20 protein-coding genes are annotated in these 26558 nt (G+C 66.0%); 4 read left to right on the forward strand and 16 right to left on the reverse strand.

Annotated elements, in window-relative coordinates; all coding sequences use genetic code 11:
* Window positions 1-215: 215 nt before the first annotated feature.
* The 3 genes from AC1RJW_RS18935 to AC1RJW_RS18945 all read right to left on the reverse strand — a co-directional run bounded on the left by AC1RJW_RS18935 (window position 216) and on the right by AC1RJW_RS18945 (window position 3905).
* Window positions 216-1370 carry an LLM class flavin-dependent oxidoreductase gene (locus AC1RJW_RS18935; RefSeq protein WP_493046349.1) on the reverse strand — a complete coding sequence of 385 codons (1155 nt, stop codon included), beginning with the start codon at window positions 1368-1370 and terminating at the stop codon, window positions 216-218.
* 28 nt (window positions 1371-1398) lie between these two features.
* Window positions 1399-2481 carry an LLM class flavin-dependent oxidoreductase gene (locus AC1RJW_RS18940; RefSeq protein WP_493046350.1) on the reverse strand — a complete coding sequence of 361 codons (1083 nt, stop codon included), beginning with the start codon at window positions 2479-2481 and terminating at the stop codon, window positions 1399-1401.
* A gap of 233 nt (window positions 2482-2714) precedes the next feature.
* Window positions 2715-3905: a sigma-54 interaction domain-containing protein gene (locus tag AC1RJW_RS18945; protein ID WP_493046351.1), complete on the reverse strand. Its 1191-nt coding sequence runs from the start codon at window positions 3903-3905 to the stop codon at window positions 2715-2717.
* Between the two features lie 157 nt (window positions 3906-4062).
* On the opposite strand from AC1RJW_RS18945, the gene AC1RJW_RS18950 reads away from it, so the two are divergent.
* Window positions 4063-5400, forward strand: coding sequence for an LLM class flavin-dependent oxidoreductase (locus AC1RJW_RS18950; RefSeq protein ID WP_493046352.1), 1338 nt, complete (start codon window positions 4063-4065; stop codon window positions 5398-5400).
* Window positions 5401-5411: 11 nt separating this feature from the next.
* Here AC1RJW_RS18950 and hmgA read toward each other — a convergent pair whose 3' ends face one another.
* From hmgA to AC1RJW_RS19005, 11 genes are all read right to left on the reverse strand, one after another.
* A complete protein-coding gene (gene hmgA / locus AC1RJW_RS18955) occupies window positions 5412-6716 on the reverse strand; it encodes a homogentisate 1,2-dioxygenase (protein WP_493046353.1) in 1305 nt (434 codons plus the stop codon).
* Window positions 6713-6898: a hypothetical protein gene (locus AC1RJW_RS18960; protein ID WP_230502921.1), complete on the reverse strand. Its 186-nt coding sequence runs from the start codon at window positions 6896-6898 to the stop codon at window positions 6713-6715. The genes hmgA and AC1RJW_RS18960 overlap by 4 nt, the downstream gene beginning before the upstream one ends.
* Window positions 6899-6910: 12 nt before the next feature.
* Window positions 6911-8590 carry an FAD-dependent oxidoreductase gene (locus AC1RJW_RS18965; protein WP_493046354.1) on the reverse strand — a complete coding sequence of 560 codons (1680 nt, stop codon included), beginning with the start codon at window positions 8588-8590 and terminating at the stop codon, window positions 6911-6913.
* A 21-nt stretch (window positions 8591-8611) separates the two neighbouring features.
* Window positions 8612-9955, reverse strand: coding sequence for an MFS transporter (locus AC1RJW_RS18970; protein ID WP_493046355.1), 1344 nt, complete (start codon window positions 9953-9955; stop codon window positions 8612-8614).
* A gap of 175 nt (window positions 9956-10130) precedes the next feature.
* The gene (locus AC1RJW_RS18975; protein ID WP_493046356.1) at window positions 10131-10949 is read right to left on the reverse strand and encodes a helix-turn-helix domain-containing protein; all 819 of its coding nucleotides are present in this window, start codon (window positions 10947-10949) and stop codon (window positions 10131-10133) included.
* 15 nt (window positions 10950-10964) lie between these two features.
* Complete coding sequence (msrA, locus tag AC1RJW_RS18980) at window positions 10965-11474, reverse strand: peptide-methionine (S)-S-oxide reductase MsrA (protein ID WP_493046357.1); 510 nt, start codon at window positions 11472-11474, stop codon at window positions 10965-10967.
* A 66-nt stretch (window positions 11475-11540) separates the two neighbouring features.
* Entirely contained in the window at window positions 11541-12884 is a 1344-nt protein-coding gene (locus AC1RJW_RS18985) for an MBL fold metallo-hydrolase (RefSeq protein ID WP_493046358.1), read from the reverse strand.
* A gap of 80 nt (window positions 12885-12964) precedes the next feature.
* Window positions 12965-13939, reverse strand: coding sequence for a porphobilinogen synthase (gene hemB / locus AC1RJW_RS18990; RefSeq protein WP_475414975.1), 975 nt, complete (start codon window positions 13937-13939; stop codon window positions 12965-12967).
* A 112-nt stretch (window positions 13940-14051) separates the two neighbouring features.
* Window positions 14052-14954, reverse strand: coding sequence for a VirK/YbjX family protein (locus AC1RJW_RS18995; protein ID WP_493046359.1), 903 nt, complete (start codon window positions 14952-14954; stop codon window positions 14052-14054).
* Window positions 14955-15139: 185 nt separating this feature from the next.
* Window positions 15140-16492 carry a sensor histidine kinase gene (locus tag AC1RJW_RS19000; RefSeq protein WP_493046360.1) on the reverse strand — a complete coding sequence of 451 codons (1353 nt, stop codon included), beginning with the start codon at window positions 16490-16492 and terminating at the stop codon, window positions 15140-15142.
* Window positions 16485-17171 (reverse strand): winged helix-turn-helix domain-containing protein, encoded by a 687-nt coding sequence (locus tag AC1RJW_RS19005; protein ID WP_493046505.1) that lies wholly within the window; start codon window positions 17169-17171, stop codon window positions 16485-16487. The genes AC1RJW_RS19000 and AC1RJW_RS19005 overlap by 8 nt, the downstream gene beginning before the upstream one ends.
* A gap of 289 nt (window positions 17172-17460) precedes the next feature.
* Between AC1RJW_RS19005 and AC1RJW_RS19010 the strand changes: the two genes are divergently transcribed.
* From AC1RJW_RS19010 to AC1RJW_RS19020, 3 genes are all read left to right on the forward strand, one after another.
* Complete coding sequence (locus AC1RJW_RS19010) at window positions 17461-18237, forward strand: DUF481 domain-containing protein (protein ID WP_493046361.1); 777 nt, start codon at window positions 17461-17463, stop codon at window positions 18235-18237.
* Between the two features lie 11 nt (window positions 18238-18248).
* The gene (locus AC1RJW_RS19015; protein ID WP_493046362.1) at window positions 18249-20123 is read left to right on the forward strand and encodes an esterase/lipase family protein; all 1875 of its coding nucleotides are present in this window, start codon (window positions 18249-18251) and stop codon (window positions 20121-20123) included.
* A 117-nt stretch (window positions 20124-20240) separates the two neighbouring features.
* Window positions 20241-20885 (forward strand): hypothetical protein, encoded by a 645-nt coding sequence (locus tag AC1RJW_RS19020; RefSeq protein WP_493046363.1) that lies wholly within the window; start codon window positions 20241-20243, stop codon window positions 20883-20885.
* 698 nt (window positions 20886-21583) lie between these two features.
* On the opposite strand, the gene AC1RJW_RS19025 is transcribed toward AC1RJW_RS19020, so the two are convergent.
* The gene (locus tag AC1RJW_RS19025) at window positions 21584-22579 is read right to left on the reverse strand and encodes a response regulator (RefSeq protein ID WP_493046364.1); all 996 of its coding nucleotides are present in this window, start codon (window positions 22577-22579) and stop codon (window positions 21584-21586) included.
* Window positions 22580-22592: 13 nt separating this feature from the next.
* The gene (locus AC1RJW_RS19030) at window positions 22593-26300 is read right to left on the reverse strand and encodes a PAS domain S-box protein (RefSeq protein WP_493046365.1); all 3708 of its coding nucleotides are present in this window, start codon (window positions 26298-26300) and stop codon (window positions 22593-22595) included.
* Window positions 26301-26558: the final 258 nt, after the last annotated feature.

Genomic DNA, 26558 nt, shown 5'->3' on the forward strand with positions numbered 1-26558 from the left:
TATCCTTGAGTAAAGTCAAAACGCGAGATGGTGATGACCAGTATTGCAAGGGGCATGCCCGCTGCCGCAGCGCAGCAAAACAGAACTTAAGTGTTTGATTTCAAAGGAAGACTATCGTCATGATAGCGCTGTTGATTTGGCAGCAGCGCCGGTGCCGCGTGCTGCCTGCGCGACAGCAGGCGGTGGCGCTGCTGTCGCGGCAACAGGGGAAAGGATCAGGCGGCGCGCAGCAGTGCCGCCGTGTGGCCGCGCACGAGGGGCAGCACTTCCTCGCCCACGCGGTACGCTTCTTCCAGGTGCGGCGTGCTGGCCAGGATGAAGGCGTCGGCGCCCAGCTGCACCAGTTCATCGAGGCGTTCGGCCACCTGCTGGTAGCTGCCAACGATGCCCTGCGTCTGCCCGCCGCGCAGCAGATTGAAGCCGGACCAGATGTTCGGCGCCGTGATCAAGTCCTTGTAGCTGTTCAAGGTGGTCGGGCGGTTGCCCCGCTGGCGCGCCGCGCCCACGGAATCGCCGCCATCGGCGCCGAGGAACTGGCGCAGGGTCGCGGCATCGACGGCCTCAAAACCCTTGCGCACCTCGTCCCACGCCTCTTCTTCCGTGGCGCGGGCGACGATGTCGACGCGTACGGCGCACTTGATCTTGCGCCCCAACAGCGCCGTCTTTTCATGCACGCGGGCGAATTTTTCGCGCAGCTGCTCGAACGGTTCCAGCCACGTCAGGTAGTAATCGGCGTGCTTCGAGGCGGAACCGAGGGCCGCGTCGGACGAGCCGGAAAAATAGATCTCGGGGAAATCCTGCTCCGACAGGGGCGTGGCCAGGCCCGCGTCTTCCACCTGGTAGAACTTGCCCTGGTAGGAAAACGGTCCGCCGCGCCACACGCCGCGCACCACGTCGAGAAATTCCGTCGTGCGCGTGTAGCGGTCGTCGTGGCCGGCCGCATCGCCCCACCACAGCTGCGCCGGGCCGCCGCCGCCCGTGATCACGTTGTACAGGGCGCGGCCGCCCGTGGCCCGCTGCAGGCTGGCCGTCATGCGCGCGGCCACCACGGGGTTCAGAAAGCCGGGCTGGAACGGGATCATGAAGCGGAAGGTGCGCGTTTCGCGCGCCAGCAGCGCGGAAATGGCCCACGGTTCATCCGTCATGGGAAAGGACGGAATCAGGCCGCCCTGGAAGCCGGATAGTTCGGCCGCGCGGGCGATCTCCGCCAGGTAGTCGATGTAGGTAAAACCGTCGGCGCCGCCGCCACCGAGGCCGGCCTGGCGCAGGTTGTCATTGCCGGGGAACCAGTCGCCGCGAAACGGCGTGCGGGCGCGGTGCGAACTCGGTTCGCCATGCGTGGGGATGCGCCAGAAAAAATCGATTGCCATCAGGGGTACTCCTTCAAATAATGTGGATTCAAGCCGCTTGCAGCGCGGATGCCGTCAACGATGCCCGCAAGGCTGGCAATACGTGTTCGCCGATGCGGTAGGCTTCCTCGAAATGGGGGATGGCCGCCAGCACGAAGCTCGACACGCCCGCCTGCGCATACGCTTGCAGCGCGGCGCTGACCTGCGCATAGCTGCCCACCAGGGCCCCGTGGGCGCCCGTTTGCGCTTGCGCAAAGCCGGGCCAGAAGGCGGCAGTGCCGCCGTCGGACGGCAGTTCGTCTGGCAGACCCGCGCCGCTGCGGTAGCGGCGCGCGTCGCGCAAGGCTTCGTCGAACGTTTCACGGGCCAGCACGTCGATGCGCAAACCCGCCGCCACGGCACGGCCCAGCTGGCGCGCCTGCGTCTGCAGGCTGCCGATGGAAGGCTGCAAGTCCGCCACGGGCGCCGCATCGAAGACGTGCACGTCGGCCTGGCGCGCCGACAGGGCCAGCGCCTCGGGGCTGTCGCCCGTCAGGTAGATGCCGTTGACGGGGTGGTTCGCCAGCGGGCCCTTGAAGCCGCCATCCTGCACTTCGAAGAACCTGCCCTTGAAGCTGAACGGCGACGTATTCTGCACGCCGCGCGCCACCGTGATGAATTCATCGATGCGGGGCACGATGTCGGCATCGGGCGCCGCATCGCCCTGGCGGCGGCGCGCGGCCGCATCGCCGCCCTGCCCGATCTGCCAGGCGAAGCGCCCGCCCGTGAAGCGCTGGAAGCTGACGGCGTTCTTTGCCGCGTACACGGCCGAACCCCAGGCCGCGTCGAATTCGGCGATCAGCTTCAGGTGGCGCGTGCTGCGGGCCAGGTAGCCGGCGACGATCCAGCTTTCATCGCCCTGCGTATCGTGGCGTATCTGGATGCCGTCGAAGCCGGAAAGGTCGGCCGCGCGGGCGATCTGGTGCAGGTAGTCGAAGTAAGTGAAAGGCGGACGCGCGCCGCGCGGGTCGCTCACGCCCGCCTGCAGGGGACTGGGCGCGCCAGCGGCCCGTTCGCCCCGGCGCGTGATGCCGGGCGCCGCATAACGGCCGTCGCCGCTGGTGGGCAATTGCCAGATGAATTCGATGGTCATGCATGGACTCCTGTCGTGGGTCGAAGAAAACACCGCTGCACATTGGCGCAGCGGCCTGCCCTTCCCTCCTCGCAGAAAACATGCCAGGCGCCGGAGAGCCAGCGACGCCCGAAGCTGCTGCTTGCGCAGCAATCGGCTGCGCCCACGGCAGCAATGTGCTGCGCGCGCAGCAGCCATGAAAAAAGCCGGCGCCGCATTGCTGCGGGTCCGGCTCCAGGAAAGTAGTCGCGCGGCTAGTCGATGGCGCCCGCCTTTTTCAGGAAGGTGCGCAGGATGTTGCGGCTCAGGTTCAGGTGTTTCGCCGTACGTACCTGGTTGCGCTCATTGCGCTCCCACGCGGCGCGCACCAGTTCCTGCTGCATCGCCTCGAATTCCACGGCCTCGCCCGAGTCGAGCAAGGCTTGCCAGGCGCGGGCAAAGCGCTCGGCGGCCAATAAATCGTCCTGGCCGGCCGCGCCGTGGGCCGCGTAGGCGATGTCGGCGCCGCCGGCCCACGCATCCGGCACGGGCACGGGGGCGGATGCAGGTGCCGGAGCGCGGTGCCAGCCCGACAAACTCAGGTCCTCGGCGCGCACGACGCCGCTGCGGCAGACGAGCAGCGCGCGGTGGATGACGTTTTCCAGTTCGCGGATATTGCCCGGCCATGGATAGGCCAGCAAGGCTTGTTGCGCATCAAGGTCCAGCTCCACCTCGCCCAGGTGCAGGCGCTGCGCATAGATGGCCATGAAGTGGCGCGTCAGCGGCATGATGTCGCCCGGGCGCTCGCGCAATGGGCGCAGCGGCAGGCCGATCACCTGCAGCCGGTAATACAGGTCTTCGCGGAAGCGTCCGGCCCGCACGGCTTCGGCCAGGTCCACGTTCGTGGCGGCGATCAGGCGCACGTCGATGGGGATGGCGCGCCGCGCGCCCAGGCGCACCACTTCGCGCTCCTGCAGCACGCGCAGCAGCTTGACCTGCATCGCCAGCGGCAAGTCGCCGATTTCATCGAGGAACAGGGTGCCGCCGCTGGCCGTCTCGAACCAGCCCGGTTTGCCCTGCTGCGCGCCCGTAAATGCGCCCTTTTCATAGCCAAACAGTTCGCTCTCGACCAGGGTTTCGGAAAACGCGCCGCAGTTGATCGCCACGAAAGTCTGCTCGGCGCGCCCGCTCAAGCCGTGCACATGGCGCGCAATCAGTTCTTTTCCCGTCCCCGTCTCGCCCGTGATCAGCACCGTCGCCTCGCTGGGGGCGATGCGTTCGATCAGTTCATGCAACTGGCGCGAACGGGGGTCGGCAAAGACAAAGGCCGTGGCGCGCACCAGCAAGCTCATTTGCTGCGGGTCGCGGAAGGCGACGAGCGCACCATCATCGTCGGCGCTGGCGCCACGGGCAAGGTGGGCGCTGCGCGCGAAATCGCTGCTGAAATTGTGGGCTAAGAGTTCCATGGGCCGACTATACCGCGCGCCATCTGCCGGCGTGAACGAATGGTGCCGCGCTAGCTTATCCGGATTTTGCATATGCGGGCGCTGGCCCCTTGCTGGCCCGAAGCTTGCATCAGTATTGACGCAGATCATGTCGCCAACCCACCACGGAGCTTCCCCCATGCCAGCACGCCAGCTCGTCCTGAACGTCTTTTTGCAGCGCCACGGCCACCCTCCGGCCGCCTGGCGCCATCCATCCGCCAGCGCCAGCGGACGGCCCGACCTGGCCTGGTGGCTGCGCGCCGCCAGGCTGGCCGAGGCGGCCAGGTTCGACAGCTTTTTCATCGCCGACTTCATCGGCCGCTCGGGCGACGTCATGCCCGACACGGGCCGCGCCGCCATCGGCCTGCCGTTCGAACCCTTCACGCTGCTGTCGGCGATTGCCGCCGTCACCAGCCACATCGGCCTGATCGCCACCGTCAACACGAATTACGAGCACCCGTATCACGTGGCGCGCAAATTCAGTTCGCTCGACCACCTGAGCGGCGGGCGCGCGGGCTGGAACGTCGTTTCCTCGTTCGCCGAGCATACGGCGCGCAATTTCGGCATCGATGCGCCGCGCAGCCACGCGCAGCGCTATGCGCGCGCCGATGAATTCGTCGCCCTGTCCAAGGCCCTGTGGGACAGCTGGGACGACGACGCCTTCGAGCGGCCTGACCGCGCCGGCGGCCAGTTCTACCAGCCGGCAGCCGGCCATCCGCTCGATTTCCGGGGCGAGTATTTCGCCTCGCAAGGCTTGCTGGACTTGCCCCGTCCCGTGCAGGGCCACCCCGTACTGGTCCAGGCAGGCAATTCCGAGACGGGCCGCGAATTTGCCGCGCGGCTGGCCGAGATGGTGTACTGCTCCGCCACCTCGCTGCCAGTGGCGCAGGCGTATTACGCGGACGTGAAAGGACGCATGGCGAAATTTGGCCGCGCCGAAGATCAATTGAAAGTCACGCCGGGCCTGTCCGTCGTGGTGGCGGAGTCGGACCAGCAGGCACAGGACCAGTTCGGCGAGCTGCAGGACCTGGTCGACTTCAGCAACCTGGAATTTGGCGGCTTCGACTTGTCCGGCTATCCGCTCGACGGCCCCTTGCCCGACCTGCCCTACCAGGCGGGCGACAATGGCAAGGGACGTTTTCAACAGCAGCTGGAGCTGGCCCGCCGCGAGCACCTGACCTTGCGCCAGCTGGTGCTGCGCTTTCGCGTGGCGCGCGGCCACCTGCAAGCGATCGGCTCCGTCAAGACGGTGGCCGACGTGATGGAGCAGTGGTTCGTGGAACGGGGCGCGGACGGCTTCAACGTCGTGCCGCCCCTGCTGCCGCAAGGTTTCGAGGACTTTACGCGGCTGGTGGTGCCGGAACTGCAGCGGCGCGGCCTGTTCCGCACCGAGTATGCGGCCAGCACCCTGCGCGGCCACCTGGGACTGGCGCGGCCCGCCAACCCGCATACGCTGAGGCGGGCGCGGGCCGCCTGACCTAGGCTAGACTAGGCTTGATCGGGATCAAAATGCTTGCGCAAGCCTTGCCAGCATTCGAAATAGTCGTTTTGCAGCAGGCCGCCATCCAGCGCGAACGGCGTGGGCTTGAGGATGGTGCGCGTTTCGAACATGAAAGCCATGGTATCGCCTACCTTCACGGGCGCGGACGTGTCGCCGTGCGAGGCTTTCTCGAACGTCTGCGCATCGGGGCCGTGGCCGGACATGCAGTTGTGCAGGCTGGCGCCGCCCGGCACGAAGCCGGCCGCCTTGGCGTCGTACACGCCGTGGATCAGCCCCATGAATTCGCTGGCCACGTTGCGGTGGAACCAGGGCGGGCGGAACGTGTGTTCGGCCGCCAGCCAGCGGGGCGGGAAGATGGCGAAGTCGATGGCGCCCAGCAGCGGGTTTTCGCTCGGTGCCTGCAGCACGAGGAAGATCGACGGGTCCGGATGGTCGTAGCTGATCGAGCCGATGACATTAAAGCGGCGCAAATCGTATTTATACGGTGCGTAATTGCCATGCCAGGCCACCACGTCCAGCGGCGAATGGTCGAGGGTCGTGCGCCACAGATGGCCGCCGAACTTGGCCACCAGCTCGCACTCGCCTTCGATATCTTCATACGCCGCGTGCGGCGTGAGGAAATCGCGGCTGTTGGCCAGGCCATTCGAGCCGATGGGCCCCATGTCCGGCAAACGGAAAGCCGTGCCGAAGTTTTCGCACACATAACCGCGCGCCCTGCCGTCCAGCAGGGTCACGCGAAAGCGCACGCCGCGCGGGATCACGGCGATTTCCTGCGGTTCCAGCTCGATCAGGCCCAGTTCCGTGGCAATCGCCAGCCGCCCTTCCTGCGGCACGACCAGCAATTCGCCGTCGGCCGAATAAAAGAAGCGCTGCATCGAGCGGTTGGCCGCGTACACGTGAATGGCGCAGCCGCTCATCGCTTCGGCGCTGCCATTGCCGGCCATCGTTTGCCAGCCATCGATGAAGTCGACCGGCGTCGCGCTGTCGGGCAGCGGCAGCGGGTCCCAGCGCAGCTGGTTCGGCGGAGTGAAAGGCATGGCGTGGAAATCGCTGACGATGCGCGTGTTCGCCAGCAGGGTAAATGGCGGATGCTGGCTGGCGGGACGGATGCGGTACAGCCACGAGCGCCGGTTCTGCGCGCGCGGCGCCGTGAAGGCCGTGCCCGACAATTGTTCCGCGTACAGGCCCAGCGGCGCCCGCTGCGGCGAATTTTGCCCCTGCGGCAAGGCGCCGGCGATGGCTTCCGTGGCAAATTCGTTGCCGAAGCCGCTTTGGTAGCCGGCGCCTATCATGCGCGCACCGCCAGGCCGTCGGCCGCGTCGCGCAGCAAGCCCTGCACCACGTCGGCCTGGCCGATGGCGCCCATGGCCAGCAAGGCGAAGCGGGCCAGGAACAGCGGCGAGCGCTGTTCGCCCAGGCCGCCCATGGTGTGGCACAGCTCGGTGTAAAGATTGTCCAGTTCGATGTCGGTCATATTATCTCCTTGTTACTTTGATTGGCCGATGCCGGCCGCCGCCAGCGCTGTCGCCACCTGCCCCGCCCGCACTTGCCGCCAGCGTCCCAGCACGTGGCCGTCCGGACGCACGAGGTAAAACGTGCCTGGCTGGGCATCAAACAGCGAGCATACCTGTGCCGTGTGGTCGCAGGCGCCCCCTTGCTCTCCGCTGCGGGCAATCACCACGGTCGTCAGCGGCAAGCTGTCGCCCAGCGCCAGCAGTTCCGCGGGCACGGCGCCATCCTCGCTGAAATACAGGCCCGTGAAATGGCCATCCGCGCGTTTCAGCAAATCGGTAATATACCCCGCTTTTTGGCCGCCGTTGTGCGGCAGCGCCAGCGGGCACTCGGGCAAGACCGTGCCCGGCGCGGGACCGGCGGCAAACGTCTGGCTATCTGGCGCGTTCAAGGCCGATTGCGCATACGCGATGGCGCTGGTCTGGCGCGGGTTGATCAGCGAGCGCACGTGCGCATGCTTGCCCGCCAGGCCCAGCACGGCCGTGCGCATCAGCTCGAAGGCGAACGTGGGCGGCGCCATGAATTCCGTGCTTTTCGTGCCGTGGCGCAAGTTTTCATGGGCGGCGAACACGCGTTCGTCCGAATAGCTGTCCAGCAAGCTATGCGGCGCCTGGCCCTTGACGACGTAGGCGAGCTTCCAGGCCAGATTGTCCGCATCGTCGATGCCGGAATTGGCCCCGCGCACGCCGAAGATGGGCACCAGGTGGGCCGCATCGCCCGCGAACAGCACGGCGCCGTGCCGGTATTTGTCCAGGGTCAAGGCGTTGGCTTTATAGATGGTGATCCATACGGGATGCCATGGCGCCGTTTCCCCCATCATGGCCAGCAGGCTGTCCACGCGGGGCGCCACGTTTTCCAGCAGCACGGCCGCCTGCGCATCCTCGTCGTCGCGCAACTGGTAATCGATGCGCCAGATATCGTCGGGCTGCTTGTGCACCAGCACAGTCGAACCGGGATTCGACGGCGGATCGAAATACGCGAGGCGCTCCGTCGGACGGCCGCTTTTCAGGTGGATGTCGACGATCACATAACGCCCTTCATAGCTGGTACCCTGCAATTTGAGGCCCAGCGCCTCGCGCACCACGCTGCGCCCGCCATCGGCCGCCACCAGCCAGTCTGTGTCGATTTTGTAGGTGTCTTCGAGCGTGGCCAGCGTGACCGTGGCGCCATCGGCGCGCTGCTGCACGCCGGTGACGCGCGTCTGCCAGCGGATATCGATCAACTCGGGCACGCGTTCGACCGCATCGAGCAGGAATTGCTCGATATGGTATTGCGCCAGGTTAACCATCGGCGGCAATTTCTGGTTCGCGTCTTGCGGCATCGTAAAGTGCAGCACTTCCTCGTCGCGGTAAAAGCTGCGCCCGCCCGCCCACGGCAAGCCCTTGCTAATAAAACCGTCGAGCGCACCGAGGCGTTCGATGATTTCCAGGCTGCGCCGCGAAATGCAGATGGCGCGGCTGCCCGTGCAGACGCCGTCGTCCGCCTCGATCAGCACCGAACGCACGCCGTGGCGCGCCAGGCCCAGGGCCGTGGCCAGGCCCACGGGACCGCCGCCGACGATCAGCACCGGGACGTGCTGCGTGCCGGCGCCCGCTGGCTTGCCGGGCGGATACACTTTGGGCACATGGGGATAAGGGTGAAACGTGTCGCGCATAATGTTTCCTCTTCAATAATATTATTTACTGCCGCGCGCAATCGGCAAGGTCAGCACGATGGCCGCGCCCGCCACCAGCAGCACGCTGGCATACAGCAAGCCCGTGGCAAAGCTGTGCGTGAAATCCTTCAGCCAGCCCACGACGACGGGATTCAGGGCCGAGCCGATATTGCCCGTGGCATTGATGACGGCGATGCCGATGGCGCGCGCCCCCAGGCTCAGGGCCCGGTCCGGCGTGGTCCAGAAGACGGACATGGCCGTGTAGGCGCCCGTCGAAGCCATGCACACGCCCAGCAGTTGCAGCACGGGATTGCCTGAATAGGCCGTGAAGAGCCAGCCAGCGGCCGACAGCAGCATGGGCCAGACGATGTGCCAGCGGCGTTCCTGCAGCCGGTCCGAGCGGCGGCCCCAGACAATCATGCCGATCACGGTGCATACTTGGGGAATGGCCGCCAGCAAGCCGATTTGCGTGTTGCTGGCGCCGCTATTGAAACTTTTCACGATCAGCGGCGTCCACACGGCCACCATGGCCAGGGTGTTGACCAGGCAAAAGTAGGCGATGCCGAATTTCAGCACGGTGGGCGACAGCATTTCCGCCAGCACGGAAGTTTTCTGGGCCTGCGCCACAGGCTTGTGCTCGGCTGCCAGCATGCGCGCCAGCACCTGCTGTTCCAGCTTGCCCAGCCAGCTTGCCTTGTTGGGTGAGTCATCAAGGTAACCGTAGACGGCCAGGCCCAGCAGCACGGAAGGCATGCCTTCGAGCAAGAACAGCCATTGCCAGCCTTTCAAGCCCCAGTGGCCGTCCAGTCCCAGGATCAGGCCCGACAGGGCCGAACCGATGGCGGCCGTGACGGGCATGGCGATCATGAACAGGGCATTGGCGCGCGCCCGGTAGGCGCTGGGAAACCAGTATGTAAGGTACAGCAGCATGCCGGGCAGAAAGCCCGCCTCCGTTACGCCCACTAAAAAGCGCAGCGCATACAGGCTGGCCGGGCCGCTGGCGAACAGGGTCGCCGTCGAGGCCAGGCCCCAGGCGATCATCATGCTGCCAATCCAGCGCCGGGCGCCGATGCGCGCCAGCACGATGTTGCTGGGAATGCTGCAGGCGATGTAGGCGATGTAGAACAGGGTGGTGGCAAAGCCGAACTGGGTGCCGGACAAGCCCAGGTCTTGCATCATGGTCAGGCCGGCAAAGCCGATGTTGATGCGGTCAAGAAAGGAAAACACGAACAGCACGAATAAAAATCCCAGCAGATGGCGCGATACCTTGCGCATCACCTGCTGTTCCAGTTGCACGCTGGCCGCGTCGAGGACGGGCGCCGGGGTGGCTGCGATGGCGGGGGTGGCCCCTTGGGCGATGGTCATGCTTGTCTCCATAAGGTGTCGCCCTCCCCTTGTTGATTTTATGGGGTGAGAGCGGCCGGGTGATCCCGGCTTGAAACACAGTATGCAGACGCGCGCCGCGAACCCTGTCCCCATTTTGGGGACATTTCACGGCGAACACAGTCAAAAAGGCGGAGCCGTCCCTACGTCCAAGGGACTAGACAGGCGCTGGCGCCATGCACAGGGCAAACAACTGGCGCTGGCTGGAAATGCCCAGGCGTTTATACGCGCGTTTCTGGTAAGTCGTCACGCTGGACGGTTGCAGGCCCATGATCTCGGCGATTTCCACGGCCGTGAGGCCTTCGAGCACGCAGCGCAGCACGTCCAGTTCGCGCTTGCTCAAGGCGGGACAATGCTGGCGCAGCCTTGCCAGCATCATGGGCGCGACACCCTGGGCGTTCTGGCCATTCAAGCTGTAGTGATGCTTGACGGCATGGGCGAAGAGCGGTGACAGGGTTTCGATACCGGCCACTTCAGCGGGCTGGAACTGGCCCTGGCTGCTGTCGCGGTAGAAATTGACGGATAGCCAGATATCGCCGGCCGGCTGCACCAGCAAGGACAGCCGGTCCGAGACATTCGGTTTTTGATAGCAGGTGGCGCGGTAGCCGGGATGGTCGATCTCGTCGCTGGCTTGCTGGTGCAGCACGATGGCGGGATCGATTTTCCGCCCCGGCGCGGGCGCGATCACGCGCTGGTTGCCGTCGAGCGCGTAATAGTGGCGCGCATAGCTGTCGGCGATATCTTGCAGGAAACGTCCGCCGCGCCGGTCGGCCACGGCCACCGTGCGGGGCCGGTTGCCGAATTCATAGGCAAAGATCGTGCACTGGGCAATGGGCGCGACCGTGCTGACCGTCTTCAGGATGGCCCCGGCGACGGCATTCACGTCGGCATGGCCGATGGCAGCCATCAGCTCCAGGGTACGCCCGAAGTCCAGCTGCCCTTCCGCCTGCCGCCGCTCGACGCGCCAGTAACGCATGCCCGGCTCCCTTCCTTACTGCGCGCGCTGCGGCAAGACCCAGTCCGGCCGGATGTAGTGGCAGGTGTAGCCGTGCGGCAAGCGCTGCAGATAATCCTGGTGCTCCGGTTCCGCTTCCCAGAACGGGCCGGCCGGCGCCACTTCCGTCACCACCTTGCCGGGCCACAGGCCGGACGCGTCGACGTCGCGGATGGTGTCTTCGGCCACGCGTTTTTGCTCGTCGTTCGTGTAAAAGATGGCCGAACGGTAGCTGGTGCCGCGGTCGTTGCCCTGGCGGTTCTCCGTGCTGGGGTCGTGTATCTGGAAGAAGAATTCCAGGATCTTGCGGTAGCTGATGGTGCTCGGGTCGAAGATGATTTCGATCGCTTCCGCATGCGTGCCGTGGTTGCGGTAAGTGGCGTTGGCCACGTCGCCGCCGCTGTAGCCCACGCGCGTGGCGATCACGCCCGGATAGCGGCGCAGCAGATCCTGCACGCCCCAGAAGCAGCCGCCGGCCAGGATCGCGGTTTCATTGTCTTTTGTCATGTTGATCATTCCTTGATCTGAGATACTGGTATCAATCGTCCATCTTACCCTGTCGCGGCGTTTTCTTCAGCGGGCCAGCAGGCGCTTGAGCTGCGCCGCCTGGTAGGCGCCGATGGCGTCGTTGAACAGGCAGCGGATCAACGGGTCGTCGACGATATCCGCTTCCGCCAGTGCGTCCCGCGTGGCCACATCGAAAGGACCGTCATTGATGCGCATGTACATCGACGTCAGCGATTCACCGAGCACCAGCGCCGCATGGCATTTCACCAGCGGCACTTCGGTGGTCCAGCCGGGCGCTTCGTTCGTCTCCGGCACCAGGTCGATCAAGTCGCCATGCGTGCGGTAATGCACGACGGTGGCTACGCCGTCATGACCATACAGCGACAATCGCCACAAACGCGGTTGCTGGAAGTAGCTGTCCTCGGGCAGCTCCATGTCGCGGTAGCGTTCAAGCAAACCGTTCTGGCAAAAATCGAGCACCAGCGCCGCATCATGGGCACTCAAGGGCGAGAAACGGCGGGCGATGTCGGCCGTGGCGGGCGGCGGCGCGTCGGGACGGTAGTCGAAGTCCACGTCCTGCGGCCCCACGGGGAGCACCCAGGGCAAGGGGTCGGCGCTGCTCATTCCGTGCACGTCGAGCAGCACGGCCGTCGATGGATCGAGCCGGAAGATGCGCGCGTCCGGCAGCGCGGCGCCGATTTCATCGGCAAAGCGGCGGTAAGTGATCGGGAACATCGCGTGGTTGTACCAGGACCAGTCTTCCTGCACGAACTGGCAGGAACTGGGCACGAGGTAACGGGGCGCCAGCGCGCGCAGCTGCGGCACCCAGTCGTCGGGAAGCTCGACCGGACCTCGCGCTGCCAGCGACGGCGCGATGACGGCGATCTCGCGCATGGTCTGGAACGGCCACAGCACCATGTCCCAGGGCGCGAACGCGGCCAGCTGCGCCAGCGTCTCGGGGCCGATCCACGAGTCGACGACGTTCAATACGTTCAGGCCCGCCGCGCGCACCTGGAACAGCGAATCGACATCGTCGTCGAGCGCCCGGCGCGGGATCACCTCGATGGCGCCCACCCGCACTGGCACGTCGACGTGCAGGCGCTCGACGGACGTAAAGCCGAGCGCGCGCAGCATCGCGAACAGTTCGTCGAAGACGCAATACAGGTAGATGGGCGTGGCGCGGTCGAGCGCATCGAGGCTGTCGAGCGAGCAGTGGTCGTCGTGGAAGTGCGAAATGAAGACGGCATCCCAGCGCAGCCGGCGCACGGCGTCGAGGTCGAAGCGCACGGACGGAAAGGCGTGGCAGTTGCGGCTGAAGGGGTTTTCGACGATGGGATCGAAGGCGATGGCCATGCCTTCGCATTCGAAGACATAGCCGGCGTGCAGGATGCGGGAGATTTTCAGGGGCATGGGAAGCGACAAATAAGACCCGGTTGGGCAGCGCGCCATGATAGCTGAAAAGGCGCCTGCCCTGCCCCGCGTTGATTTACTTAGTACGGATTATTCAGCACATCCATCGCGAAGTACGTAAAGATCATGTCCGCGCCCGCGCGCTTGATGGCGCCCAGGGTTTCCTGCACCACGCGGCGCTCGTCGATGGCGCCCGCCTGGGCGGCGAACTTGATCATCGCGTATTCGCCGCTGACCTGGTAGGCGCCGATCGGCAAACGCGTCGCTTCGCGCAGGTCGCGGATGATGTCCAGGTAGGCACCGGCCGGCTTGACCATCAGCGCATCGGCGCCTTCGGCTTCGTCGATCAAGGACTCGCGCACCGCTTCGCGGCGGTTCATCGGGTCCATCTGGTAGGTCTTGCGGTCGCCCTTCAGGGTGCTGCCGGCCGCGTCGCGGAACGGGCCGTACAGGCCGGAGGCGAACTTGGTCGAATACGCCATCACGGGCGTGTCGTGGAAACCGGCCGCGTCGAGCGCGCTGCGGATGGCCGCCACCTGGCCATCCATGGCGGCCGAAGGGGCGATGATGTCGGCGCCCGCCTGGGCCGCGATGACGGCCTGCTTGCCCAGGTTCAGCACCGTGCTGTCATTGTCGACCGTGTCGCCATGCAGGATGCCGCAATGGCCGTGGTCCGTGTATTCGCAGAAGCAGGTGTCGGACATGACCACCATTTCCGGCACGGCGTCCTTGATGATGCGCGACATGCGCGCCACCAGGCCGTCCGGGTTCAGGGTGTCCGTGCCGTGGCTGTCCTTGTGGTGCGAAATGCCGAAGGTCATGACGGAGCGCAGGCCGGCGCGCGCGTAGCGCTCGATTTCCTGCGCCAGCTTCGCTTCCGGAATGCGGCGCACGCCGGGCATGGACTTGATGTCGATGAAATCGCTGCTGCCTTCGTCGACGAAGATCGGCAGGACCAGGTCCTGCGGATTGATCTCGGTTTCGCGGAACAGCTCGCGCAGTTGCGGGGTCGCGCGCAGGCGGCGCATGCGCGAAGTGGGGAATTGTGCTGGCATGGGGTGACTGGCTTCAGGTTAACAACGCCGATAAGTATACGCCGATCGCGCCGCTTGCGCCGGGCCGCCCCGCAAAAAAGCCGCGCAGGTCAAAAAAGACCGGCCTGCGCCTTCATTGCGGCTGCAGCAGGGCAGCCACTTGCCAGCGCATGTCCGCCGCCAGCTGTACCAGCATGGCGCCGCGGCGGCGCGCATCGGCGCGTTTTTTCGACGGCACCAGTTCCAGGTCCGGCATCCGGCACGGGCCGCATGGCAGGCGGTAATTGCCGTCGCCGGCAGGCAGCGCATGCAGCTCGCGCCACGCCAGGTCGTAATCGCACGAGATGTGGCGGCGCCGGCGCCAGTTCAGCGCGATGCGGTTGGCGTTGCTGACCAGGTCCAGGTGGCCGCAGCCGAAAAAATCGCCCAGGTCGCGCAGGGCGGCCACCATCAGGTTTTTCGGCCGGCAGCCGTGCAGCGCCCGCGTCGCTTCCTTCACCGCCTGCGCGCCGGCGGGCGAGCGCAAGCCCTGCAAGGCGCCCAGCTGGATGGCGCAGCCGCCGGGCTGGGGACGGAACAGGAAACTGGCCAGGTACAGCGACACGCCGTCGCGCGTCAGGCGCAGGCACAGGTCGCCCTCGCGGTGGCTGTCGTGGATGGCCGTCAGCTGCAGGCGGTAGGTGGCGCCATCCTTGCCCTCGATGGTGGCCAGCACCAGCGCGCGGCGCGCCGCGTATTCCACCAGCGGCCGCGCGCCCGCCTGCCACAGGAAGCGGTAATGCCCGCGCAGCAGATCCACCCTCGCCGCGCAGCCGAGGCGGCGGCTGGCGTAGGGGCGGTAAATCTTGTACAGCAGGCTGGGATGGGCTTGCGCCAGCGCCGCCAGGCCAGGCGTGCCGGCGACGAAGGCTTGCCAGCGCGCGCGCTGCACGGGAAAGACGATGGCACCCAGCGCAGCCTTGAGGCGGTGCCCATGCTGGCGCAGTGCCGGCTGCTGCGGCGCGGCGTTGTCGCCGGTGGCGGTAAAAGTATGCATGCGAACGGCTCTACGACGGGTCTGGATAAACGGGACGCGGCGACGGCCGCAGGCAGCCCGCAACGGGCGGCTGCGCGCTGGCAGCCGTCTGTTGCGGGTAGAGCGGATGATAGGGGGAGGTGAAAACGAAGGGGGTTACAAGTTGGTAATGTGCCGATACGCCACGCCGGCCTGGCAGCGGTGCCTTAGCGCGGCAGCCGCAAACGCAGCCGCAAGCCCGGCGCCGCGTCCTCGATCTCCAGGCTGCCCCCATGCAGGGCCGCGATGGCCGCCACGATGGACAGGCCCAGGCCATTGCCGGGCAAATGGCGGCTCTTGTCAAGCCGGTAGAAGCGCTGCGTCAGCTTCGGCAATTCCTCGGCCGGCACGCCGGGGCCGTTGTCGCGCACGGCCAGCCAGCTGCCCTGCGCGTCGCTGCCGGCCGACACTTCCACCGTGGCGCCCTGCCCCGCGTACTTGATGGCGTTGTCGACCAGGCTGGCCAGGGCGCTGCCCAGCAGGTTGCGGTCGCCCCGCGCCGGCACGCCCTCGCCATACATCTGCACCAGCAGCACGCCCTGTTCGTCGGCCGTCGCTTCATACATTTCCACGATGTCGGCGCCGATCTGATGCAGGTCAATGTCATCGAAATTCTCGGGACGCATGCCCGATTCGGCCGCCGCGATCTGCAGCAGCTTGTCGAACACGCGCGTCAGGTCGTCGATGTCGTCGATGGCCGCCTGCGCCGCACTTTCGTAGCCGGCCACGCTTTGCTGCTGGCGCAAGGCGCCATCGAGCTTGTTGCGGATGCGCCCCAAGGGTGTGCGCAAGTCATGCGCGATGGCGTTCGACACGTGGCGCACGCCCTCCATCAGGTGTTCGATGCGGTCGAGCATGCGGTTGATGTCGCGGCTCAGCAAGCCGAATTCATCCTCGCTGGAGACGGGAATGCGCCGGCTCAGGTCGCCCGCCTCGATCTCGCCCGCCGTGCGGCGGATCTGCCCGATGCGCGCCTCGAGCTGGCGCCGGAACAGCCAGGCGCCCGCCGCCACCAGCAGGATGGCCACCCCGCCGCCATAGGCCAGCGAGCGCAGCACCAGGGTGCGGATCGACTTGCCCTCTTCCATGTCGCGCCCGACGAACAGGCGCGCGCCGCCCGCCAGGTCGCGGATCAGCATGCGCGCGGGCACCCGGCGGCCTTCGCGCGTGACGTCGCGGTGCAGCAGGCGGCCCACAGGGCTGCCCACGTCAGGCCAGGACGACAGGTTGCCCGCCACGCGGCGGCCATCGGCATCGACCAGCAAGAAGATCTCCGTGTCGCTGTCGGTGCGGTCGGTCAGCAGATGGGCGATTTCCGCCGTCGTGCGGCTGCTGCCGCCCTGCTCGTACAGCGCGGCGAGGCGCTCCGAGAGCAGGGTAAGCTTGCGGTCCACGCTGCGGTCCAGCACGCCGATGGTGCCGAAATAGAAGACGGCGCAGACGATGCTGATCGACACGACCACCAGCACGCCATAGCCGAGCGCCAGCCGGGCCGCGATCGAGCGGTGCAAGTTACGCACTGTCGAGCACGCCCAGGGTGTAGCCGACGCCGCGCACCGTGTGGATCAGCGGCGGCGAAAATTCCTTGTCCACCTTGGTGCGCAAACGGCTCACCTGCACGTCGATGACGTTGGTCTGCGGGTCGAAATGGTAGTCCCACACGGCTTCGAGCAGCATGGCGCGCGTGACGGACTGGCCCTGGTGGCGCATCAGGTATTCGAGCAGGCGAAATTCGCGCGGCTGCAGGGCGATTTGCCGGTTGGCGCGCGTCACGCGCATGGTGCGCATGTCGAGCACCAGGTCGGCCACCTGCAGCTGCGTCGATTCGGGCACGGGCGCGGCGCGGCGCAGCAGCGCCTCGATGCGCGCCAGCAGTTCGGCGATGGCGAACGGTTTCGACAGGTAATCGTCGCCGCCGCTGCGCAAGCCGCGCACGCGTTCGTCGACGCTCGACAGGGCCGACAGCACCAGCACGGGCGTGTTGCGGCCCATGCCGCGCAAGCGCGCGACGATGGCCAGGCCATCGATCTCGCCGGGCAGCAGGCGGTCGAGCACCAGCGCATCCCAGTCTTCGCCGCAGGCCAGGCGCATGCCGTCGATGCCATTGTCGCAAGCGGTGATGTCGTGGCCCGCCTCGCGCAGGCCGGCACAGATATAGCGGGAAGTTTCGGCTTCGTCTTCGATGACCAGGCAGCGCACGGGGAATTCCTTGTAAAGATCAGGCAGCAAATAGGCGCAGCATACGCCAGGCGCGCGCCACTTGCCAGCCCCGGCGTGCAGGCGCGGGCAATCCATATAGCCGCATTCGGGCGCGCCGCAGCGTGCGGCGAACGTTGACGGGGTCGGGTACAATACAGCCTCGACAATGTTTGGCCGCGCCCGCGCGCTCCTGTTTCAGGTGCCGCCCGGCTTGCCGCGGCCTGCATCGCCACCACTGCCACTAACGAACAGCAGGCGCGCCTGGCGCGCGCCACAGACCAATACAGCCATGAAATCGACCCACTCTCTCGCACTGGCGCTGGCCATGGCCAGCGCATGCGGCAACGCCGCTGCCGCAGACACCAAACAAAGCATGCTGTTCGATGAAATCCCCATCGGCAGCTGGAGCACTTCCGCCGAACTGGGTGCCATCACCACCTCGGGCAATACGGTCGGCACCTCCGTCACGGGCAAGATCGACGCGCGCCAGGAACTCGACGACTGGAGCAACCAGTACATCTTCAGCGGCTATTTCAAGGAAGATGAAACGACGAACGACGAGGGACAAAAGATCCGCGAACGCTCGGCCGAGCGCTTTTCCGCTTCCGCCAAGGCCGCCTACAAGCTGATGGCCGACCATGAAAAGCTGTTCGTGCTGGCCTCGCACGTAAACGACAAGTTCGGCGCCTACACCAAATACTCGACCCTGGCCGTCGGTCACGGCTCGCGCTGGTACCAGTCGAGCGACAAGAGCGTCGACGTGGAAGTCGGTCCTGGCTATTTCAGCGGCACCAACGACACGGGCGAGTCGGAACACGGCCTGACGGTGCGCGGCGCTGCCGCCATGAAGTGGAAGATCAGCCAGTCGGCCATGTTTACGCAGACGGTCAGCGTGGAACGGGGCACCTCGAACACCCACTCGATCGCCGAAACGGCCCTCAGCACGAAAATCAACGGCACCATGCAGATGAAGGCCGCCTTCAGCGCCCGCAACGATACGCGCGTGCCCGATGACAAGAAGAACACGGATACGCAAACGTCGCTGACCCTGGTCTACTCGTTCTAAGGCGCACCCCCATGCTGATGCGGCGTCTGCGCGTATGCGCCCTCCTGTGCGCCGCGGCGCTGCTGAGCGGCTGCGCCGCCGTCACCGTCAGCGCCATTTCCCCGGCCGACTACCTGCAGCAGCGGCGCGGCGACATTCTCACCACGGGCAAACTCAGCGCCGCGGCCAGCGAGGTGCTGCGCATCATCGGCAGCGACATCGCCGCCTGCGAAGCCAATACGGGCAGCTGCCGCGCCGACCTGGCCCGTTCCGAGCTGCTCAGCGACGAGCAGCGCCTGGCCACGCTCTCCGAATTATGGCTGGAAAGCGCCCTGGCGGAAGAAAAACAGGGCGGCCACCCCAGCGCCGAACTGCTGGCCGCGTGGCTGGAATCGGCCCGCTACGCCTACGCCTACCTGTTCTACACGACGCGCACGCCGGGCCAGCGCGCCTTCGAGGAACGCCAGACGCAGATCCGCGACTACTATAACTACGCCGTGCAAAAAGCCGTCGGCAACCTGTTCCGCCACCGCGGCGAATACCGCCCGGACGGCCATGTGATCCGCGTCGCCGGCTGGCAGATCGACAGCGAACTGTCGGCCCTGCGCCTGCCCGACGACGGCACCCTGCCCGAAGAACTGCTGCCGGCCACCTCGCTGTCGTTTTCCGGCCTGCGCAATGTGTACCGGCGCGACGGCTTCGGCGCCGACCTGGTCGCCGTCATGCCCAAGCCCCCGGCGTCGAAAGGCGAGTATGTACCGTACCAGGAAACCCGCTTCCCCGTCGTCACGGCGCTGATCCGCTTCGACGGCAACAGCCTGCAGGAGGTATTGGCCACGCAGCAGCTGCTGGTGATGCTGGTCGACCCGACGCGCAGCGAATCGACGCGCATGGCGGGCCAGGAATTGCCCGTGGCGGCCAACTTCACGGCCGGCTATGGCCTGTGGCTGGCCCGCTCCGGCTTCGGCGTACAGGCGCTGCGCACCCTGTTCGGCCGCGCCGACGGCATTTCGCGCCCGCAGGTGCACCTGATGCAGCCCTACGACCCGAACAAGCGCACCATCGTCATGCTGCACGGCCTGGCCAGCAGTCCGGAAGCGTGGATCAACGTGGCGAATGAACTGATGGGCGACGAGCAGCTGCGCCGCCGCTATCAAATATGGCAGGTGTACTACCCGAGCAACGCGCCGCTGGCCGCCAACAACGCCGCCATCCGCAAGGCGCTGGCCGCCACCCTGGCGCAATTCGACCCGGCGGGCAAGGCGACGGCCGCGAACGACATGGTCTTGATCGGCCACAGCATGGGCGGCGTGCTGGCGCGCCTGATGGTGTCCGACGCCAGCAACACCCTGCTCGACGCCATCACGGAAGAATACAATTTGAAGGGCAAGAAGGCGGAAAAAGTGCGCGCCGGGCTGGCGCCCTACCTCAATTTCACGGCCATGCCGCAGGTCAACCGCGCCATCTTCATCGCCGCGCCGCACCGCGGCACCTCGTTCGCCAACCACAAGGTGGCGCGCTGGATCGCCAACCTCGTCACCTTGCCGATCACCATGCTCGACCAGCTGTCCGACGCGGCCGGCAGCCTGGCGCAGCTCGACACGGGCAGCAGCGAGCCGCTGCGCATCCCCAACAGCATCGATAACCTCAGCGACAAGGACCCGTTCGTGCGCCTGGTGGCGGACCTGCCCATCAGCCCGAACGTGCGCTACTACTCCATCATGGGCAACGACACGCCGGACCTGCCGCTGGCGGACTCCAGCGATGGCGTGGTGCCCTACGCCAGCGCCCACCTCGACGGCGCGCTGTCGGAAAAAGTCATCCCCTCGTGGCACAGCGTGCAGGAAAGCCCCCAGGCGATCCTGGAGATACGTCGGATTTTGCGGTTGCCGGACAACTTGCCCTGATCGGCCGCATATATCTCGCTGTCCGATGCCGGAAAAATGCGCTTTTCGCTTGATAAAGTTGCGAAACATGATAATCTTGTGTGTAAGACGCCTGGCGCATATACCCGAGGAGCGAACATGACAGCGCATCTGCATCACGATACCCTGGCACCCGAACGCCAGGAATGGACCGACAACGACCTGCGGGTAGTGGAGCAATTCTCGCAATTGGTGAGCGCACAACTCGACCTGTTGGCGCAAGGTCCCGAGCGCGAGCGCCTGATCGACCTGGCCACGCGCGCGCTCGATGCTGCGCGCGCATCGCTGCGCGCAGCGCCGACGGGCATACCACTCCAGCTTCCCGTGTCAAAACTCAAGGTGTCCGATGTGATTGGGCAAGGATGGGTGGCACTGTCGCAGGCGTCGCTATATCGCGCCGTGGAAAGCCAGCGGTTCTATTGCGTGACACCCAAGGGACGCAGTATCGGCAAGGAGTTTCCGGCTTGGCAATTTGTCCAGCCCGTGCCGGAACTGATTGCGCCCGTACTGGCCATTCTCGCCGGCCAGCCCGGTAGTGACATCCATGCCTTCTGGGTCAGCAGCGCCGACGAACTCAACGAACTTTCGCCGGCAGAGATGCTTGCAGGAAAATCGTTCGAAACGCGGGCCGAAGTGCATCCCAGTCAGCAAACGCTGCTGGATTTGCCTGCCAGCGAGAGATTGCGCAAGGTGCTGGCGGCGGCGAAGTGGCAGCATAGGGGCATGGCCGACATCGTAGGCTAGCCCCGCATGACGTTGCAACTGAAAGATACGCCCGTCCCGCCAGAAATGACCGTGCGCCTGCCGGCGCTGGCATCGCTGCGCGCTGAATTATTGAGCCATATCATCACCCATCCAGCAGGCCAGGCCCTGGTGCGCGCCGCATGGAACGCGGCGTCCATCTGGCCATTGAAAGTCCAGCGCACATATCGCTTCGGCCCACCCGCCGAACTGGCAGATGCGGCCGGCTTCCCCTATCACTGGGCGTATCTTGCGGACGATGCCTACACGGCGGCCTGGGAAGCCCAGCTTTGCCAGAACGACGTGACGCGTCCGGGCACCTTTTATATCGCGCATGGTGCGGAACTGGCGCTGATCGCCACCCTGTCGTTCAGCGCCCCGCTGCAATTGCTCGACCTGACAGGGCTGGCCGCCAGCCGCCTGGGTATCTACGATCAATTGCGCAGTCCCGATCATGCCTGGTGCCAATGGCTGGGCTGGCAGCTGGACCAGATCATTTCACAGGAGAAAGGCCAAATCCATGGTTTCATGTATCCATCGCGCCGACAGCCCGGCAAACTTGCCTATGCCATGTCATCGCGCCACATGGCAACCTTGGGCCAGGCCATGGCGTGCTCGCAGCTGACATTCGGCGACAGCCCTGCGTATGCACAGTTGCTGGCCGACCGCCTGCGCGTGGCCCCGCCCTGGGCAGATGCGCCCTACGCCGGCTCGCGCCACTTGTCCTTGATCTCCAGCATGGCCGGCAGCTGCTCGATGAACAGCGCCAGCAGCGCGGGATCGAAATGCGTGCCGCTGTCGCGCTGCATGGTGGCGATCGCGTCCGACACCGTCCAGGCGGGCTTGTACGGGCGCTCGCTGGTGAGCGCGTCGAAGACGTCGGCGATGGCGACGATGCGGCCCTCATGCGGGATTTCCTCGCCTTTCAAGCCTTGCGGATAGCCGCTGCCATCCCATTTCTCGTGGTGCGTCAGGGCGATGGTGCGCGCCATTTTCAGCAGGCCGCCCGCGTGCTCGCCGATGATGGCCGCGCCGATTTCCGCGTGGCTGCGCATGACGTTCCATTCGTCCGCATCGAGCTTGCCCGGCTTTTGCAGGATGGCGTCGGGGATGCCGATCTTGCCCACGTCATGCATCGGTGCCGCGTTCAATAAATCTTCCGCCCTGGCCGCGCTGTAGCCGGCCGCCAGCGCCAGCTGGCGCGCGTAATAGCTCATGCGGATGACGTGCATGCCCGTCTCGTTGTCCTTGTATTCGGCCGCCTGGCCCAGGGTCTGGATCACCTGCAGGCGCGAGCGGCGCAATTCCTCGGCATCCACCAGCGACAAATGCGTGCGCACGCGGGCGCGCACGATGGGCGGGCTGACGGGTTTCGTGATGTAGTCGACGGCGCCCGCGTCAAAACCGTCCGCCTCGTCCTTCACATCGCACAGGGCGGTGACGAAAATGACGGGAATCGCGGCAGTGACCGGCATGGCTTTCAGCTGGCGGCACACTTCATAGCCCGTCATGGCCGGCATCATGATGTCGAGCAGGATCAGTTCGACGGGGTTGTTCTGCGCCAGTTCCAGCGCCTTCTCGCCATCCTTGGCGTACAGCAGGCGGTAATCGTCCTGCAGGATCTGGCGCAGCACCTGCAGATTCGTCGCTTCGTCGTCGACCAGCAGCAGGATCGGTTTGTCTTCTTGTAAGGTCATCGTCAGTCCAATATCAGGAAAGGTCGGCAGGCGTTGGCGCCTCGAGCCACGCCAGCAGCTGGCGCAGCACGCCCACGGCACGCGCAAATTCAAAGTCGTCGATGGCGCTGGCCAGCGCCTGCAGGCGCTGCTGCTGGCCGTGCGGCGCCAGCATGGCGGCGATCTGCGCCATCAGGGCGTCGTCCAGCTGCCCGCCCTCCAGGCTGGCGATGGCTTGCCGCAGCAAGGCGCCCACGGCCGATGCATCGAGGGGCGCGCTGGCGGCCGGCGCTTCCATGGCCACGGCCGGCATCCCCATTTCTTCCAGTTCGCCGGCCAGCGCCATGAAGGCGGCGGCCAGCTGCACCAGCAATTCGGTGGCCGGCAGCTGGCGCGCGATCGCCTGCTCGATGCGGCCCAGCAGGCTTTCCACCTGCACCAGGCACAGGTTGCCCGCCGCGCCCTTGATACGGTGCAGCAGGTGGCCGGCCACGCTGCTGCCGCCGCGCTCCAGCTCCGCCGCCAGCATGGCGGCGCAGTCGCCATTGGCCTGCACGAAGCGGCCGATCGCCCGCTGCAGGGCTTCGCGGCCGCCCCACAGGGCGATGCCGCGCTGCCAGTCGACCTGCCCGGCGGCCGCACGCGCCGCCGCGCCGGCCGCCGGCGGCGGCATGGCCACGGCGATATCGAGCAGGCGGGCGATTTCCGCCGTCAGCTTGTGCATTTCCAGCGGTTTCGAGGCGAAGCCGTTCATGCCGGCCGTCTGCGCGGCGCGGCGGTCCTGTTCCAGCACGCTGGCCGTCAGGGCGATGATGGGCGTCGCCTTCAAGCCCTGCTCGCGCTCGAACACGCGGATCAGGCGCGTCGCTTCCAGGCCATCCATGCGCGGCATCTGCACGTCCATCAGGACGATGTCAAAGCTGCCCTTGCTGAACTCGCGCACGGCGCTCTCGCCGTCGCTGGCGGCGATCACCTGGTGGCCGGCCGCGCCCAGGCTGATCAGCAGCAGCTCCACGTTCTGCGGCACGTCGTCGGCGGCCAGGATGCGCAGCGGCGGCAAGGCCACCACGGGCTGCTCGCTGCGGCGCGACACGGCCTTGCCCGGCGCCAGCGGCAGCAGCACGTGGAACACGCTGCCCACGCCCAGGGTGCTCTCCACCGTGATGGTGCCACCCATCAGCTCGACCAGCTGCAGCGAAATCGTCGTACCCAGGCCCGTGCCGCCAAAGCGGCGGCTCATCGAGGAATCGGCTTGCGTAAACGGCGCAAAGATCTTGTCCAGGCGGTCGGCGGGGATGCCGATGCCCGTGTCGTGCACGGCGATGTGCACCTGCTCGCCCTGCATGTCGACGGCCACGCGCACATGGCCCACTTCCGTGAACTTGACGGCGTTGCCGATCAGATTCGTCAGCACCTGCTGCACCCGGCGCGCGTCGCCGAGGAAGAACTGGCCCATGCCGGGATCGACATCGACATGCAGCACCAGGTCGCGCGCGTGCGCCGTGATGCGCAGGGACGCGGCCACGTGGTCGACCAGGTCGGGCAGCGAAAAGTCCACCAGTTCCAGCTCGGTGGCGCCTTTTTCCAGTTTGGCCGTGTCGAGGATGTCGTTGAGCAGCTCGAGCAGCGAACGGGCCGACTGGCGCACCGTGCCCAGGTGACGGCGCTGCAGGCTGTCCAGGGCGGTCCCCAGCAGCACTTCCGTAAAACCGATGATGGCGTTCATCGGCGTGCGGATTTCATGGCTCATGTTGGCCAGAAAGCTGGTCTTCGATTCGGCGGCCAGCTCGGCGCGGTCTTTCGCCGCGCGCAGGTTTTCCTGCATGGCGCGCCGTTCGCTCACGTCGGTGGCCAGCTTGACCACCTTGAACGGCTTGCCGTCCGTGTTGAAGATCGGGTTGTACGAAGCCTGTATCCACACTTCCCGGCCATCCTTGCCGATGCGCTTGTATTCGCCCGTATTGAATTCGCCGCCCGCCAGGTGCTGCCAGAACGCGATGTAGTCGGGCGAAGTCACGTGGGCAGGTTCGCAGAAGATGCTGTGGTGCAGGCCCAGCACGTCGTCGAGCCGGTAGCCGACCAGGTCGAGGAAATTCTGGTTGGCCGCCAGGATGCGCCCCTGCAGATCGAACTCCGCGACCGCCGTCGCGCGCGAGATGGCCGTCACCTTGCCTTCGTATTCGGCGTTGCGCAATTCGCTTTCCGTGATGTCGAGGATGACGCCGTCGATCCAGCGCACCACGCCGTCGTTGTCGAGCACGGGGCCGCTGCTTTCGCGCACCCAGCGCTCGCGCCCGTCGCGGTGGATCATGCGATAGACGTTCTCGAAATCGCGTTTTTCGCCGGCCGCCTGCACACAGGTGTCGTTGACGCGCTGGCGGTCGTCCGGATGCACGAGGTCGAACAGCCTGACCCGCCCTTCGGCGAAGTCCTGCGGCATCCAGCCCGTCAGGTTGAAGACGGCATCGCTGATGAAGATCATCTTCCATTCGGGCGCGAAGCTGCAGTGGAAGGACACGCCGGGGATGTTGCGGATCAGGGTGCGGTACTGGCGCTCGCTGTCCTTCAGCGCCTGCTCCATGCTGCGCGAAGAACGCATGTCCGTGACGAAGGCCACGAACAGGGGCTGCGCCGGCATGTCGATCTTGCCGATCGCCACGCGCATGGGCAGTACGGCGCCATCCTTGTGGCAGCCATCGAGTTCGCGTCCGCTGTCGAGGATGCGCGAAGCGCCCGTTTCCAGGTAGTCGCGCAGATAGCCCTCGTATTCAGCCGCGTCGGCCGGCTGCAGCAGCACGCTGGCGTCGCGCCCCACGATGTCCGCTTCGCGCCAGCCGAACAGGCTTTCCGCGGCGGGATTGAAGGAGCGCACCTTGCCCTGGCCGTCGATGGTGATCAGGCCATCGGCCGCCGTGTCGACGATGGCGCGCAGGCGCGATTCGCTGACGCTGGCGTGGCGCAGCAGCTGGCGGTAGCGCAGCAAGCCGTTCGCGGCCGCCACGAAGACGGTCAGGGTGATGGTGATCAGGGCCACGGCCAGCGCCACGAACGAGGCTTGCACGGTGATCGTGTTCTCGCCTGCCGTGGGCGTGCCGGAAAAGCGTGCCGCCAGCATGCCCGTGTAATGCATGCCGGAAATAGCCAGGCCCATCACCACACTGCTGAGCAGCAAGGACGCCAGCGGACTGAGGCGCTGGCGCATGGCGCTCAGGCCGAAGCGCACCCACAGCGCCAGCATGGCCATGGTAACGGCCACCAGCAGCGACAGCGCGAACAGCCACGGCTCGTAGTGCAGGGTCAGCGAGGTCTGCATGGCGGCCATGCCGCTGTAATGCATGGAACCGATGCCCACGCCGACGAGCACGCCGCCCACCACCAGCTGGCGCCAGTTGATGCTCGGACGCGCCAGCAAGTGCAGCGCCACCCACGACGCCGCCACGCCGGGCAGCATGGACAGCAGGGTCAGGCCGGGCTCGAAGGAGACGCGCGTGCAGATGTCGAAAGCCAGCATGCCGATGAAGTGCATCGACCAGATGCCGCCGCCCAGCGCGATGGCGCCCGTGACGATGGCCGTCTGGCGCTGGAAGCCGCGCTCGCTGCTGCGCGCCATGCCGGCGATCTGCAGGGCCATGAACGAGGCAAAGATGGCGATGCCGATGGAAAACAGCACCAGCCAGGCATTGTGCGTGCCGTAGATGTACGGCAAGGTATCGTTCGATACGGCAAAGATGGAACTCAGCATACTGTCGTGAACTAAATAGAGTGAAACGTGACGTCGCAAAACATGACGGCGCACCGCGCGCCGGCGCCCGGCTTTTTAGTAAAGCGGCAACACAGCGAAAATGACAACGGTAACAGTCGACCAGGGCAAGACTCGGTCATCACGCCCGCGCCTGCCGCGCGGGGGAAAGGTGCTTTTTACAGAGGGAAAAAGCGGAATGCGTACGAACTCTGGCGCGGATGGCTGGCCGCCAGCGTGACGATGATTTTTTAAAGAGCC

Source organism: Janthinobacterium sp. GW822-FHT07A03 (genome assembly GCF_058798815.1).

Bases quoted from the DNA above. Each gene is read 5' to 3' on its own strand.
- AC1RJW_RS18935 (WP_493046349.1), bottom strand. From the start codon at position 1,370: ATGGCAATCGATTTTTTCTGGCGCATCCCCACGCATGGCGAACCGAGT.
- AC1RJW_RS18940 (WP_493046350.1), bottom strand. From the start codon at position 2,481: ATGACCATCGAATTCATCTGGCAATTGCCCACCAGCGGCGACGGCCGT.
- AC1RJW_RS18945 (WP_493046351.1), bottom strand. From the start codon at position 3,905: ATGGAACTCTTAGCCCACAATTTCAGCAGCGATTTCGCGCGCAGCGCC.
- AC1RJW_RS18950 (WP_493046352.1), top strand. From the start codon at position 4,063: ATGCCAGCACGCCAGCTCGTCCTGAACGTCTTTTTGCAGCGCCACGGC.
- hmgA (WP_493046353.1), bottom strand. From the start codon at position 6,716: ATGATAGGCGCCGGCTACCAAAGCGGCTTCGGCAACGAATTTGCCACG.
- AC1RJW_RS18960 (WP_230502921.1), bottom strand. From the start codon at position 6,898: ATGACCGACATCGAACTGGACAATCTTTACACCGAGCTGTGCCACACC.
- AC1RJW_RS18965 (WP_493046354.1), bottom strand. From the start codon at position 8,590: ATGCGCGACACGTTTCACCCTTATCCCCATGTGCCCAAAGTGTATCCG.
- AC1RJW_RS18970 (WP_493046355.1), bottom strand. From the start codon at position 9,955: ATGACCATCGCCCAAGGGGCCACCCCCGCCATCGCAGCCACCCCGGCG.
- AC1RJW_RS18975 (WP_493046356.1), bottom strand. From the start codon at position 10,949: ATGCGTTACTGGCGCGTCGAGCGGCGGCAGGCGGAAGGGCAGCTGGAC.
- msrA (WP_493046357.1), bottom strand. From the start codon at position 11,474: ATGACAAAAGACAATGAAACCGCGATCCTGGCCGGCGGCTGCTTCTGG.
- AC1RJW_RS18985 (WP_493046358.1), bottom strand. From the start codon at position 12,884: ATGCCCCTGAAAATCTCCCGCATCCTGCACGCCGGCTATGTCTTCGAA.
- hemB (WP_475414975.1), bottom strand. From the start codon at position 13,939: ATGCCAGCACAATTCCCCACTTCGCGCATGCGCCGCCTGCGCGCGACC.
- AC1RJW_RS18995 (WP_493046359.1), bottom strand. From the start codon at position 14,954: ATGCATACTTTTACCGCCACCGGCGACAACGCCGCGCCGCAGCAGCCG.
- AC1RJW_RS19010 (WP_493046361.1), top strand. From the start codon at position 17,461: ATGAAATCGACCCACTCTCTCGCACTGGCGCTGGCCATGGCCAGCGCA.
- AC1RJW_RS19015 (WP_493046362.1), top strand. From the start codon at position 18,249: ATGCTGATGCGGCGTCTGCGCGTATGCGCCCTCCTGTGCGCCGCGGCG.
- AC1RJW_RS19020 (WP_493046363.1), top strand. From the start codon at position 20,241: ATGACAGCGCATCTGCATCACGATACCCTGGCACCCGAACGCCAGGAA.
- AC1RJW_RS19025 (WP_493046364.1), bottom strand. From the start codon at position 22,579: ATGACCTTACAAGAAGACAAACCGATCCTGCTGCTGGTCGACGACGAA.
- AC1RJW_RS19030 (WP_493046365.1), bottom strand. From the start codon at position 26,300: ATGCTGAGTTCCATCTTTGCCGTATCGAACGATACCTTGCCGTACATC.